General features: G+C 36.5%; 13 protein-coding genes and 1 pseudogene. 13 read left to right on the plus strand and 1 reads right to left on the minus strand.

The window, feature by feature from the left end; genetic code table 11:
• Positions 1 to 325: 325 nt before the first annotated feature.
• Genes LCL96_RS01675 through LCL96_RS01690 form a run of 4 tightly spaced genes read left to right on the plus strand, consistent with a single transcriptional unit; the run spans position 326 to position 3671 of the window.
• Positions 326 to 892 carry an RNA polymerase sigma factor gene (locus LCL96_RS01675; RefSeq protein WP_224939763.1) on the plus strand — a complete coding sequence of 189 codons (567 nt, stop codon included), beginning with the start codon at positions 326 to 328 and terminating at the stop codon, positions 890 to 892.
• Complete coding sequence (locus LCL96_RS01680) at positions 870 to 1676, plus strand: hypothetical protein (RefSeq protein ID WP_224939764.1); 807 nt, start codon at positions 870 to 872, stop codon at positions 1674 to 1676. Before LCL96_RS01675 ends, LCL96_RS01680 begins: the two co-directional genes overlap by 23 nt.
• Positions 1660 to 2547, plus strand: coding sequence for an ABC transporter ATP-binding protein (locus LCL96_RS01685; RefSeq protein WP_224939765.1), 888 nt, complete (start codon positions 1660 to 1662; stop codon positions 2545 to 2547). Before LCL96_RS01680 ends, LCL96_RS01685 begins: the two co-directional genes overlap by 17 nt.
• On the plus strand, positions 2544 to 3671 hold the full coding sequence (locus tag LCL96_RS01690) for a hypothetical protein (protein WP_224939766.1): 1128 nt from the start codon (positions 2544 to 2546) through the stop codon (positions 3669 to 3671). Before LCL96_RS01685 ends, LCL96_RS01690 begins: the two co-directional genes overlap by 4 nt.
• A 52-nt stretch (positions 3672 to 3723) precedes the next feature.
• Here the strand turns inward: LCL96_RS01690 and LCL96_RS01695 are convergent, their stop codons facing one another.
• On the minus strand, positions 3724 to 4233 hold the full coding sequence (locus LCL96_RS01695) for a nucleoside deaminase (protein WP_224939767.1): 510 nt from the start codon (positions 4231 to 4233) through the stop codon (positions 3724 to 3726).
• A 266-nt stretch (positions 4234 to 4499) separates the two neighbouring features.
• On the opposite strand from LCL96_RS01695, the gene LCL96_RS01700 reads away from it, so the two are divergent.
• The 9 genes and pseudogenes from LCL96_RS01700 to LCL96_RS01740 all read left to right on the plus strand — a co-directional run bounded on the left by LCL96_RS01700 (position 4500) and on the right by LCL96_RS01740 (position 13255).
• Positions 4500 to 6197 (plus strand): M3 family oligoendopeptidase, encoded by a 1698-nt coding sequence (locus tag LCL96_RS01700; protein WP_224939768.1) that lies wholly within the window; start codon positions 4500 to 4502, stop codon positions 6195 to 6197.
• Positions 6198 to 6403: 206 nt separating this feature from the next.
• Positions 6404 to 7204: an alpha/beta fold hydrolase gene (locus LCL96_RS01705; RefSeq protein WP_224941255.1), complete on the plus strand. Its 801-nt coding sequence runs from the start codon at positions 6404 to 6406 to the stop codon at positions 7202 to 7204.
• A 719-nt stretch (positions 7205 to 7923) separates the two neighbouring features.
• Positions 7924 to 8530: pseudogene (locus LCL96_RS01710) on the plus strand (flavin reductase family protein).
• A 227-nt stretch (positions 8531 to 8757) separates the two neighbouring features.
• Complete coding sequence (locus LCL96_RS01715) at positions 8758 to 9288, plus strand: sigma-70 family RNA polymerase sigma factor (protein ID WP_224939769.1); 531 nt, start codon at positions 8758 to 8760, stop codon at positions 9286 to 9288.
• A complete protein-coding gene (locus tag LCL96_RS01720) occupies positions 9281 to 10045 on the plus strand; it encodes a hypothetical protein (RefSeq protein WP_224939770.1) in 765 nt (254 codons plus the stop codon). The genes LCL96_RS01715 and LCL96_RS01720 overlap by 8 nt, the downstream gene beginning before the upstream one ends.
• Before the next feature lie 238 nt (positions 10046 to 10283).
• On the plus strand, positions 10284 to 10913 hold the full coding sequence (locus tag LCL96_RS01725; RefSeq protein ID WP_224939771.1) for a hypothetical protein: 630 nt from the start codon (positions 10284 to 10286) through the stop codon (positions 10911 to 10913).
• A complete protein-coding gene (locus LCL96_RS01730) occupies positions 10900 to 11127 on the plus strand; it encodes a methyltransferase domain-containing protein (RefSeq protein ID WP_224939772.1) in 228 nt (75 codons plus the stop codon). The genes LCL96_RS01725 and LCL96_RS01730 overlap by 14 nt, the downstream gene beginning before the upstream one ends.
• Before the next feature lie 676 nt (positions 11128 to 11803).
• Positions 11804 to 12436, plus strand: a complete 633-nt coding sequence (locus tag LCL96_RS01735; protein ID WP_224939773.1) for a Type 1 glutamine amidotransferase-like domain-containing protein — start codon at positions 11804 to 11806, stop codon at positions 12434 to 12436.
• Between the two features lie 102 nt (positions 12437 to 12538).
• Positions 12539 to 13255, plus strand: coding sequence for a hypothetical protein (locus LCL96_RS01740; protein ID WP_224939774.1), 717 nt, complete (start codon positions 12539 to 12541; stop codon positions 13253 to 13255).
• The last annotated feature ends 11 nt before the right edge of the window (positions 13256 to 13266 follow it).

Below are 13266 nucleotides of genomic sequence, written 5' to 3' on the forward strand. Positions count from 1 at the left end.
GTGGATTGCACTTTTTTTTATGTGGCGATTTAATTGAATAACATTGCTGAAGTTCGAAATGTTTGAAATAATTGGAAATGCATTATGTTAAAACTAATAACTAATTAAACAAGTAATGCACTAAACAGTTACCATAACCCTCATTATCAAGAAGTAGTCTTTGGGGATAAAGTGTCATTTGAAAAATAAGAATCGAATTATTTATAAATGCCAAAATGTGAGACCATTGCAATCGCGGCAGCCTTTCTTCAAGGCTTCATTTTTTTTTACACTCCTATAAATCTTTTTTAATCTTTTCTCGTCTTACATATTGAGGTGATACAACGTGTCTGAAGACCAGCAGCTTATTCAGGAAATTCTTCGTGGCAGTCAGGCGGCGATGGAGGTCCTAACGCGTAAATACTACAAAGATGTTTTTGCTTTTGTTTATCGGAAAATAGGAAATAGGGATTTGGCTTATGATTTGACTCAGGAGATTTTTATCAAAGTCATTAGAAAACTCGGATCCTATTCAAACAGTGGAAGCTTTAAAAGCTGGATGTTTACGATTGCAGTGAATCATTGCCGAGACTACTGGAAAAGTGCGGAACATCAACGAACTCAAAAGCAGTCCGAGCTTACTGAATACCTGACAAATGAGAAAACGAATGTTTCTTACATATTCGCGCAAAAAGAAACAAGGGAGAGAGTGAAGGCAGCCATAAGCGAGCTACCAGATTATCAAGGGGATGCCATCATTCTGAAGTATTATCATGATATGAAGATTCATGAGATTGCCTCGGTGACAGACGCCAGTGAATCTACTGTGAAGTCAAGACTGAGACAGGGACTCGGTAAACTTGCGAATCTTCTAGAGAGAGGTGAGGAATATGGACAACAGCAGAAAAAATGACACTCAGTTTGACCTTGAGTTAGAAGAGCTGGAAAAGGAGCTAGAGTTCAAACTGGATGATTATGATGTCGAGTATCCAAGTGAGCTAGAGATGATGAGGACGATTGAAGCTATCAAACCTTTTGTCCCTGTTAAAGAAAACCGATGGAAGAGTTATATGGAAAACATCGTGCCATTAATAAAGAATTCTTATCAAGAAATCTTTTATTTCAGTCCTTTATTTTGGATAGTAAACAGTTTGTTCCTATTTATTTGTATATATGCTGTATTTATTGCTGAACAAGATCCGTATGTGACTCTGATGCTCTTTGCCCCGTTGCCAACCATTACAGGCTTATTTGAAATCCTTAAAAGCAGAATTACCGGTATGGCAGAACTCGAGCTCTCCTTCAAATTCAATTTGCAGGAAACAATCCTATCCAAAATGATGGTCATTGGAGTGTTCAATATTGGAATCAATCTGGTGGCAATGGTTGTTCTATCTATTTTTGCTAGCGATGTATGGGCAGGGAAGATGCTGCTCTATTGGATGACTCCTTTTACCGTCATAACAGGAATTTCCTTCTTGTTTGCCAATCGGGTGCGACATGTGCATGCTGTCACTGCCACACTAGTAGTTTGGCTGGGGGCCGGAGTATTTTTAAGCAGTGAAGAAGTTATTGAAAAAGTTGAATCAGTTCCAGCTGCTGTCTATGTGCTGATGATTATAACAGGCATTATTCTTATCATCCTCCAAGCAAGCCGGTTTTATAAAAGGGGTACAGATTATGAATTTAACCATTGATGGAGTATCGAAAGTCTTCAAAGAGAAAAAATCAGAAATAAAAGCATTGGATGAACTCAACCTGAAATTCACCACTGGAGTCTATGGAATACTTGGTGCCAATGGATCCGGAAAGACGACCCTCATGCGGATCATTGCCAGCGTGATGAAGCCAACAGAGGGGACGATTTTCTTGAACGGCAGGGATATAGGCAGTATGGATCACGAATACCGTGACTTGATTGGCTATCTACCTCAGCATGTAGGACTGTATAAAAATTTCTCAGCTGAAAAGTTGTTACATTATATTGCTGCTTTGAAAGGCATCTCAAAAGTGGATGCAAAGGATAAGGTAGATGAAACACTTGAGTTAGTCGGGCTTTCTCAGGAGCGGAAAAAGAAAGTGGGAAAATTCTCTGGCGGCATGAAAAGAAGGATCGGTATTGCCCAGGCTTTATTGAACGATCCGAAAATCCTGATTGTGGATGAACCAACAGCAGGTCTTGATCCGAGAGAACGCATCCGATTCCGGAATCTGTTATCGAAAATATCAGCAAACCGGATCGTTCTTCTATCCACCCATATTGTATCGGACATCGAATTTATAGCAAAAGAAGTATTGATACTAAAAGAAGGGAAGCTTATCCAAAAAGAAACACCGAACCACCTCTTATCAGGAATCGCACATAAAGTATGGTCACTGACTGTTCAAGAAGAAGAGGTGGAAAAGGTTCAAGTTGGAAATAAAATCGGGAATATCACACGAATACAGGATGGATATCAACTGCGGATCATAAGCGAGGAGAAACCTCATCCCAATGCAGTCAGAGAGAAACCAAACTTAGAGGATTTGTATTTGTACTACTTTGATGAAGAGGAGGGGAGAGGATGAGTTTGCTAAAGTTGGAGCTCTATAAGATCTTCAGTCAAAAAATGATTTATATTACCTTTTTGGTCCTCATCCTTCTGTCGTCAATGTACATATTAAACTTTGAGAAAATAGATGATCAGACAAAGCAATTTTATAAGGCATGGGAAGGAACACTAACTTCAGAAAAAATCCAGCAGGCTGAAGCTTTGAATGATCAATTAACTGCCAAATCAGAAGAAAAGATAGAGGAAATGAAAGCAAATGGCACAGAGGGGGCTTTCTTTTCAGAGAATGATGAAATCAAGTTGGACATCTATGAAAATATTGCTTTTATCCAGAGAGTAGAAGAGAACTTCAATCAAAAGCTGCAGGAACTGGAAAGTTCAACAAAGTATAATGCCAATCTTGAAAAGAGGATGTTAGAAAGCGTGGACCTTTCCTATTTTTCTTCTTACAGAGGGCCGGCAGAAATCATTGACTACTCCGGAACCTTTGCATTTATCATTACCGGTGCGATGCTATTGATCGGACTCTCTTCTACCTATACCAGAGAATACAGTTCAGGTGTCGACAATTATATACTGAGTTCAAGAAAGGGAAGAACGGTTTTATCTTGGGCGAAGCTAGTGGCTGCTTTGATCTATGCTCTATCTGTGGTAGCTGCATGGGAAAGTGTAAATGTCATAAGCAAGCTTTATATCTTGGGGAATTTGGGTTGGGAAACACCACTTCAATTTGTTATTAGATATGATGTTTCTCCTTATGGACTGAATATGCTGGAGTTTCACTTGATTCAACTAGGAATCCACCTTACAGCGGCATTGGGATTTGCGATTCTGATTCTCTTCATTTCGTCAATCAGTAAAAATTCACTGATTTCATTTTTTGTATCTGGCGCTTTATTTTCTCTGCCATTTATGGCAGTAGAAATGATGCCGATGAAAGGATGGGTTTTAGATATGGTCAAATTTTCTTATCTCTACATCATGAAAGTGGAATTCCTGTTCGCCCAATTCAAAACCATCAACATATTTGGGTATCCGCTCTTATATCCTGTAGCGGCCGTTCTGTGGATGGTCGTACTTTCGGTCGTCATGGCCGCAGTTACATTCAAGGTGTTGAAAAATAAAGAGGTAAGCATTTAGATATATCGGAGGGAGGGACAGGTGAACTGTCCCTTATTTCATTTAACCCCATTTATTGAACCGCTGCTTTTCGTAAATTTATAACGTTATTAGGATTAGTTGACCATCTTTGCATCAATTCCATCTGTTTCTCTTTCAAATCATCAAAAGGTTCTTCAACCACTTCAACCTCGCCAAATTTCTTATCAAATACTTTTGCACCTTGGATTTTTTTATAACCGCCGAAACCCATATCATCGTTAAGTAACCAAACTACTCTTTTGATATTGGCAAATAAGATACCACCAGTGCACATCGGACACGGTTCCAAAGAGGTATAAATCGTAAACTTTTCTCGATTAATTTTTGCATTAAATATTGCTTTTCCTGCATTTCGTATTGCGTCAATTTCAGCGTGAGCTGTTGCATCTTGTTGGGTATGTACTCTATTACGACCTTTGGCAACTATATTATAGTTTTCATCTACTATAACTGCTCCGATTGGATATGTATTCTCTTCCAATGCTTTTGCTGCTTGTTGCAGTGCTAAGTCTAAGAAGTATCTATTCTTTTCAATATTCAAGAGTCTCATTCCTCTCCTGGGTCACCATTAAAATGGAAAAATTTGATAAACTTAGTTTATCATAGGTGATAAATTGAGAACAGGGAGCTATCAACAAAGGAAACGTTAAAAAGGGAACTTCCAAGTTAATGGAGTTCCCTTTTGTGTTTAAGTTAATATTTAATTGCCTTATATCGCAAGTATAACATTCAATATTTGGAAATATAAGACTATTATTACATGAAATAGTCCATTACCATTAATTTTACGGAGATAGGGGGAGTAGGGTGGATTTTAATAAGCTTAAATATGAGAGGCCTGATATTGGAGAATTTGAAAGAAAAGTACTTCAACTTTTAGAAAGTTTCAAAGCAAGTGATTCTCATTTGGAACAGTTCGAATTAATAGATCAAATGAATTCTCTTCGGAATGATGTATTAACGCTGCTTACTATAGCTCAAATCAGGTATCACTTAAATACCTTAGATGGTAAATATCAAAAAGAACAGCAATATATTAATGAAACGTGGCCAATCTATGAAAAAATAGTGGCTCTTTTTCATAAGCACGTTTCATATTCTCCATTCAAAGATGAAATCAAAGAGAAATACGGAGAACAATTCGTTTGCTTAGCAGAAGTCTCTCAAAATACAGTTGGTACGAATGTCATGGAGGACTTAATAAAGGAAAATAACCTAATCAGTGACTATACAAAATTGCTGGCTACTTCAAGCATTGAATTCAGAGGAGAAAACAGAACCTTATCTCAATTAGAAACATATTTGTATTCATCGGATCGTTTAATTAGAAAGCAGGCTGGTGAAAAAAAGTATGAGTTACTCAGCCAACTGGAAAATAAGATAGATCATATTTTTGATGAACTAATTAAAGTAAGAAATACCATAGCCTTAAGTTTAGGTCATGCTTCATTTGTGGAGCTTGGATATGCCAGGTTATCAAGAGTTGATTATGATCAAACAGATGTTGAAGATTTCCGCAAGCTAATCTTAAAGCACATCGTTCCCATTGCTGAGGAAACGAGAGATAAACAACGGATCAGGTTGGGGCTGAATAAGTTAACCTTTTACGATGAAGATATTCGCTTCAGTACCGGCAATCCAGTCCCAAAAGGGGATGTTGAATGGATGGTATCGAGTTTTGAAGAGATTCTCAATGAAATTTCCTTAGAAGCCGGGGAATTCTTTTATTCTCTTTGCGCTAATCACCAACTAGATTTACTTCCTAAAGAGGGTAAAGCGAGAGGAGCCTACGCTACATACTTATGTAATGAAAAAACCCCCTATATTTTTGCGAATTTGAATGGTACCAGAAAAGATATGAAAGTATTAAGCCATGAATTCGGACACGCCTGGCAAATGTATCTATTTAATCAACGTAACAGTATTCCGGAATACATCCTGCCTACAAAAGAAGCTTGTGAAATTCATTCCATATCGATGGAATTCTTTATATGGCCTTACATGGAAAAAATATTTGGTGAGGATGCAGATAAATATAGATATGCTCATCTTGAAGATGCCATATTCTCAATGCCTTATAGGGCGGCAATAGACGAGTTCCAGCATTTTATTTATAAAAATCCTTCATTTTCCATTTCAGAGAGAAAAGAAAAGTGGATTGAGATTGAGAGCAAATATATGCCTTACAAGTCAGATTATGAACATACCTATCTAAAGAGAGGGTCTTTTTGGCAACAACAAGCACACATATTTACTACACCATTTTATTATATAGACTATGCCCTTGCCCAAATGTGTTCTTTACAAATCTGGAGCAAAGCACAAACCAATAAGTCGGTGGCTTGGGATGAATACATGAAACTTTGTAAGCTAGGTGGAAGCAAATCATTTCTTCAATTATTAGAGCAGTGTGGGATTGCCTCTCCATTTAAAGAACAGGGATTTACTTTAATTATGGATGAAATTGAGAGATGGTTAGAGTTGAACGAGAAAAATATAAAATAGTGAGTTAATCAGCAAAACATATCTGTGGGCGAATGCGATTTTATTATTCAATAATCGGGCAGATTTATTGAGAAACTGAAACTGTATAAAAAGGCAGTGTAATAATAAACTCTATCATTAATGATGGGGCATTTCTTTAAGGCGGAACCAACATATAGTAAATGCTTATTTATTATTTTATCGCGTAGAGACTGGAGAAGAGCATGATGAATATTGAAGTAAGGATGGGGAGTATTTATTATGAAGCAAGAGGTGAAGGGGTTCCCTTATTAATCCTTCATTCTATGGGAACAGATCACCGTGCCATGATGGCTTGGATTGAACCCATCTTTAAAGATATGAATGGGTATCGAAGAATTTACATAGATATTCCTGCACACGGACATAGTGATGTTGATGAAAAAATTAGTTCAACGGATGATATTCTTATGAATATATTAGATTTTATAGATAGTGTATTACCTAATGAGAATTTTTCTATAATTGGTTTTTCTTTTGGTGGATATTTAGCTCAAGGAATATTACATTTTAGACAAAAACAAGTAAGAAGTATATGCTTGCTAGCCAGCGCCCTTCATCTAAAAGAGAGAACTTTACCTGACAAAGTAATCTTTGAAAAGGATGAAAATATACTTAGTACATTGGATTCGGATATAAAAAATGCTTTTGAAACTCTATTTGTCTACCAAAATAAAGAGAACCTTGAGTGTTTTCTTAGGGAAGTTCAACCGGGACGATTGTTAGCTAACAGAGAATTCCTAACTTCGAATTGGAGAGAAAAGGGATACTTTTTCTCAGAAGAACCGTTTCTAGGTGTTTCAAATTTGCAGCAACCAGCATTAATTATTCTTGGTAAACAAGATCATATCTGCGGGTATGAAGACTATGATTTTCTCCTCAACAAGTTTCCACATTCAACTTTTGTTATTTTAGATAAAGCAGGACATATGCTTCCTGTTGAAAAGCGGGACATTGTACAACAACTCATTGGAGATTGGTTAGCATAAGAGAATTCATTCTTTTTCGCAATAGTAGGGGATTAGCTGAGGATCAGGCAGTAGATCTAGGCTTTTTTTCTTTATTCCGTTATTGGGTAGGTTACTTTAGTAAGTGAAACTTTCATTTTTCTAATTCGTATATACAGTAAGAAGATTGGTATAGATTATGGAGGTGTCAAATGTATCTACAGAAGTCATTTTTATCTTAGTTTTAGCATCTATGGCTTTATGGATTAGGGTGTCTCGAGAGACTGTAAAACCTTTAAGAGAAATAAACTGGCGGAAAATGATCATATTACTATCTGCTGGTTCACTAGCTGCATTAGTTATAACTTTTATGCTTTTTCAAAGCTTGTCATTATAGTGTTCCGTTAACGGGATCAACTACTAAAGATTTTACATGGATAGGAAAAGCACGTTAAATAAAAAAACCAGCCCTTACAATAAAGGGGTGGTTTTTCTACTATGATATGAGATCAATTTAAAAATAAGTTACACTCTAGAGTAATTTCAATAATTCCCCAATAGTTAGCGTGAAAGAGAAATCATTTTTGTAAACAGGTAAACACTATTATCCCCAGCTTATCTTGGAAAAAGGTAAGCTCTTTTTTATTTAATTAGATTTATAAAGGAGTTCTTGAGTCCAGTAAAAATTTATAAATAAAATATTGGAAAATAATGAAAAATAACTTATGATAAGAACATATGTTTTATATGGAGGTTTTCAGATGGATGCAGATTTCGAACAAAAAACTATAAAGCCAAGTATTTTATATTATGGAACGCCAGTGATTTTATTAACAACTTTAAATGAAGACGGTACAACAAACATTAGTCCTCTATCTTCATCTTGGGCACTAGGGGATTGCTTAGTGTTAGGGCTTGGTTTAGGTGGAAAAGCAATTGAAAACCTTAGAAACCACCCAGAATGTGTTGTAAACGTTCCTAGTCCTGAACTATGGGAAAATGTAGAATTATTAGCTTCATTAAACAGGTAAGAATCCAGTTCCAGAATATAAGTTAAAAAATAAATTTAGACATGAAAAAGATAAGTTTGGTGCTTCAGGTCTAACTAAGCAGATTTCTGAAGATGTAAAGCCGCACCGAATACTTGAATGTCCCCTTCAAATAGAAAGTGTAGTGAAACATATTCGGGTTCCAGAACATAATCAGAGTTTTGCAGTGGTAGAAGTGGAAGCACTTAAAGTACACGCACATAAGAGTGTGATTATTGATGACAACCATATTGATGCAAATAAATGGAGTCCCCTAATTTATAATTTTAGACACTACTTTGGACTCGGTAAGGAGTTAGGAAAAACTTTTCGTGCTTAATACTTATTAAATTATTTTTGTCCTAGATCGAACTCGATAATCAAGACTTCAGCCTTCCCTGTTCAAATATGAGGCAGGTAAGGATTCCAAACTGGACCCATCAAAGGGTCCTTGTTTTATTTCTATTTATCGACAGTATAATTTAGTGTTATTTTTGGTGAATAATGGGACTTTTATTCAGCGGCAATCGTCTGTTAATTGAAAAATACAGTTAATGGTGGTGTGATATGACAAACAGTGCAGGACAGAGTATGCATGAGGAACGATCCATTAGTTCCCTGGTCACCCAATATGGGGAGGATGTGAAGAGGCTCATTTATTCCTATGTGAAGAACTGGAGTGCGGCTGAGGATTTAGTACAGGAGGTTTTTATCACGGTCTTTCAAAAGGTGGATACCTTGGAGAAGGAAGATTCGGTGAAAGCATGGATTTTTTCTATTGCTGCCAATAAGTCGAAGGATTATCTGCGAAGTTGGCATTATAGGAAGTTATTATTCACGAATACACTTTCCGCTAAAACCAATAAAGAGAGTCCAGAGGCCTTATTGCTGCAAAAACAGCAGAAAACGGTATTGAGTGAAGCCGTTTTTGCTCTTCCAGTGAAATACAGAGAGGTCATCATCTTCTTTTATTATCAAGAGATGAGGATTGAAGAAATCTCAACTATCCTTGGAATCAATTCTTCGACGATCCGAACCAGATTGGCCAGAGCCCGTGACCTCTTGAATCAAAAGCTTGGAGGCGATCTAGATGAATAATAAACGAATGCATGATGCGATTCATCATCATTTAGGGGAAGGAAGAACCTTTTCTAAAGAAGAGGAAGCTGCATTACTCGCCAAGTTAGAGAACAATCATTTTCCTCCCAAGAGAAAGTGGTTTCCTGAATTAGTAAGTTGGAGCCTTGCAGGTGCAACACTTCTCTTGGTGATTGGGGTTATTGGAAGCCAAACGGGGCTACTCCCTTTACTAGGTGGAGGACAGCCTGAGAGGTTGGATAGTACCCTATTGAAAGAAAGTGAAGTTCACGGACTTGAAAATATGTCAGAGGAGCAGAAGGAAGAGTTTCTCGGCAGGCAACCAAAGGATTATTATGCTGATAGCGTGAAGAACGCTCTTAAGGCATTGCCATTCCCATTGACCTTGCCTGAAAAACTCCCTTTTGATGCGAAATTTGTGGTGGAGGGAATTAAGGACTGGCATTTTCCATCCAATACAGATGGAAAAGACATCTCAGCGACCTTTAGCGCTGCCAATGGTCAACAATCTATCCTGATTGATGCCGTTGACTTCGAACAGAATGTTGTTGAAGGAAGTAACGGGGCAGAAGCATCATCTGAAGAAATAGAATTAAAAAAAGGTATAGAAGGTGACTTGAAACTAGACAGTAATGGAGGGAAAATCACGTTCGAAAATAAGAATGGGATTAAAATTAAAATCTACTTTTATGATCCTCAAAAGGATTATAATACACGCGATGTATTAACGGACCTTGCCAACCAAATGGTTGATTGATTTTGAAGCGCATGCTGGCTGAATTTAGTAAGTTTAGTATTTGTGGCTTATTCGTGGAAGGATAAGCCTCTTATTGGGTTTTCACTTCCTAGATAACACTGAACTGAGTTTCGAAATAGAATTAAGTTGAATAGATAGAAATTGAAAATATAAGCGGATTAGCTTGCATTAACTGGATAATAGAGTTATGATGTTATAATTTGCAAAATTATAACAATTTGATGAAGAGGGTATATTCATGGAAGAAATCATTCAAAGGGCTATTCAAAGAAAAAAGATTGCACTAGAAATTTTAAACGAAATAGACCTCATTGAAAAATGGGGAGAAGTTGGTGAAGCACATCTGGTTGGGGCTACTGCTTATAACCTTATGGTCAATCACGATATTGACATAGAGACTTTCTGTAACATCCCGTGTCCGGAAAACGTGTTTAAAGTATTAGGACACTTGGCTGCTCATAGGGGTGTGGTAGAAATAAAGTTTCATAACTACATGAACTCTCCATTAAATGGTTTATATTCTAAATTAACGTATCGTTATCCGGATAATACGGAAGGAACGCTATGGAATGTAGACATGTGGCTCTTTCCTTCTAACCATAGGGGTCCACTTTCTAGGGACTTGGTGGGATTTATGAATAAAGTGCTCACAGATAGAAGTCGTAAATCTATCTTAGATATTAAGGAACACCTTGTAAGATTAGGATTGAACTATCCATCTGTATTCATATACCGGGCTGTCTTGGTTGATGGTATTGAGGGTATTCATCATTTCTTAGATTGGATGAACAATCAGGATTTAAATGAAACGTTTAAATTAGAGACGTTGACTGTGAAGGAAAGTGGTGCCGATCATGACAGGAAATAAAGGTATATGGGAAAGACAATATGATCAAGCAGAAAATTTCTTATGGAGCTTGAGGCCAATACAAACATTGGTTGATTACTCCCCTTTAGTAAAAGAAGGAAACGTATTAGACCTGGGAATAGGTGAAGGAAGGAATGCTCTTTATTTTGCCAATAAAGGGTTTGAGGTTGCTGGTATTGATATTTCAGAAACAGCAATTATAAGCGCTCATTAACTGCCGCCAAAGAAATTGGCGTAACCATCAATGCAGAAGTAAACGATATAAAGAAATTTGAAGTAGAAGAAAATACATATTCTTTGATCATTCTTGCCGATGTCCTCAATTTTTTTAACGATAAAGAGATAAAAGAAATCATTAAGAGGGCAAAAAAAGGATTAATACCAGGTGGCCTCATTTACATCAATTTCTTTGATGCGAATGACCCAAGTTACCATAAGAATGTAAGAAGTGCTCAACAGAAAAGTGATTATACATTCTATCGGCCTAAGTCAGATAGTTATCTTCACTTTTTTACACAGAAAGAATTAGATGATTATTTTAACGGATATGAAAAGATTAAAGCGTAAGAGACCTTTATGCTGGATATAGGTGATGGTGAGCCACATTATCATGGTACGGTGACGGTTGAAGTGATATATAGAAAGTAAATCGACTAAAAAGTAACAGGTTCTTAAATGAGATGGATCTACTATTTTTCATTTGATGAGGGGAATCTTGAGACAATCAAGTTTATACGAGATGTAGCTGTGATGTCATCATATCATGGGTTCATTGTGATAATATTGAAAATAATGGATATTTTATTTATCGACGAAATGGTGGGAGAGAGGAATACTCTCACTTTGAAATCGACTAAGGAGAACATAGAAAACAGAAATGAGGAATAAACATGAAGGTATCATTACTAACCAGTGGTTTTCCTAATGGCTTTACAGATGATTTCGTTACGTGCATAAAGGAATACTACCTTAAAGATGGAGTGATTGTTTTTATTGCATCTGATTTTTCAAGACATTCTAAAACAGATAGATATACTGATGTGTTCTTGACTATGTTCAGAAACAAAGGGATTGAATTTGATGAGGTTTTTGTCATTGATGACCGAATCATGAAAGAAAAGGCAAGGCAGTATATAGAAAAATCCGATATAGTATGGCTTTCAGGAGGCGATACACTTCAACAAATAGCCTATTTAAAAGAATATGATCTCATTCCATCTTTACAAAAAAGAGAAGGTATGACGATTGGTATGAGTGCAGGCTCTATTAATATGGCCACTAGAGTGGTACTGGCCAAGGATATAAATGATCATATTCCAGAGTTAACGATTTATGATGGCATTGGACTGGTTGAGATCAATATCGAACCACATTTGAATGCTGCAAGTGAGGAGCATATATCAGATATTCATGAAGCATCGCGATTTGCTGCAATTTACGGCCTTTATGATAACTCATTCATTAAGGTAGTCGATAATAAGATGGAGATTTTCGGTGATTGCTTCAAGTATGAAAATGTGTAAGTCAAGACGTGAAATAAGGTGTTCCACTAAGTACCGCAATAACTGGATATTTAGAAGAGATTCAAGGATCTGTAATGAATTAAGTTTTGAGGAGATATCGATTTGAAGGGGAAACTCATGTTTATGTTTGGCTTTTTGTCTTCGATTTTACTCATTACTTCTCTTGTGACATATACTACTCAGACGTTATCCAACAAAGTTATTAGCTTTTATTCGGATAATCAAAGGGATCAAGAAAGTGCATTTCTGGGCGATTTTACCAAAGGTAGATCGCAACGGGAAATGAACTTGGATAAGAATAGTGAAATCGGTGATAAGGTAGAAAAAGAAAAAAGTGAAGAAGGAAAAATAATAGTAGGTAAGGTTGTTAAAAAAGAACCAGTTCCTTTTGAAGAAAAGGTGGGTGAATCTCATAAAATAGGTAGTTATGTATTTCTAACTCTTCTTGCAATAGCAATAATGGTGTTCTTCTTGGTGGTAAGAAAAAGGCGAGAAAGTAATAACTTTACAACAAACGCTATTGTTGTATATAAGCATGAAGACGCGATTCAGGGTGAGGATATATATATAAATGAACCACTCAGCAAAGATAATCAGAATGAGATTCGATGGTTACTTCAGGAATGGCAAGGTAAGTTAAGAGATGAACAAAAGAAAAGACCAAATGAAACGATTCACGAATGGTTTCGAAGAATTGGGGGACCATTGGAAATCATCCCTATTTATGAAAAAGTTCGGTATGGTTATCAACACTCTACCAAAGATGAATATGATTTATTATATTCTCGGTTTACATTAGACCATAAGCTCAGAAAATGATGAGATAATAC

This window comes from Rossellomorea aquimaris (assembly GCF_020172085.1).
Taxonomy (GTDB): domain Bacteria; phylum Bacillota; class Bacilli; order Bacillales; family Bacillaceae_B; genus Rossellomorea; species Rossellomorea aquimaris_E.

Excerpts from the sequence above, each read along its gene's own strand:
- LCL96_RS01680 (WP_224939764.1), top strand. The coding sequence starts at position 870 with ATGGACAACAGCAGAAAAAATGACACTCAGTTTGACCTTGAGTTAGAA.
- LCL96_RS01685 (WP_224939765.1), top strand. The coding sequence starts at position 1,660 with ATGAATTTAACCATTGATGGAGTATCGAAAGTCTTCAAAGAGAAAAAA.
- LCL96_RS01690 (WP_224939766.1), top strand. The coding sequence starts at position 2,544 with ATGAGTTTGCTAAAGTTGGAGCTCTATAAGATCTTCAGTCAAAAAATG.
- LCL96_RS01705 (WP_224941255.1), top strand. The coding sequence starts at position 6,404 with ATGAATATTGAAGTAAGGATGGGGAGTATTTATTATGAAGCAAGAGGT.
- LCL96_RS01715 (WP_224939769.1), top strand. The coding sequence starts at position 8,758 with ATGACAAACAGTGCAGGACAGAGTATGCATGAGGAACGATCCATTAGT.
- LCL96_RS01720 (WP_224939770.1), top strand. The coding sequence starts at position 9,281 with ATGAATAATAAACGAATGCATGATGCGATTCATCATCATTTAGGGGAA.
- LCL96_RS01725 (WP_224939771.1), top strand. The coding sequence starts at position 10,284 with ATGGAAGAAATCATTCAAAGGGCTATTCAAAGAAAAAAGATTGCACTA.
- LCL96_RS01730 (WP_224939772.1), top strand. The coding sequence starts at position 10,900 with ATGACAGGAAATAAAGGTATATGGGAAAGACAATATGATCAAGCAGAA.
- LCL96_RS01735 (WP_224939773.1), top strand. The coding sequence starts at position 11,804 with ATGAAGGTATCATTACTAACCAGTGGTTTTCCTAATGGCTTTACAGAT.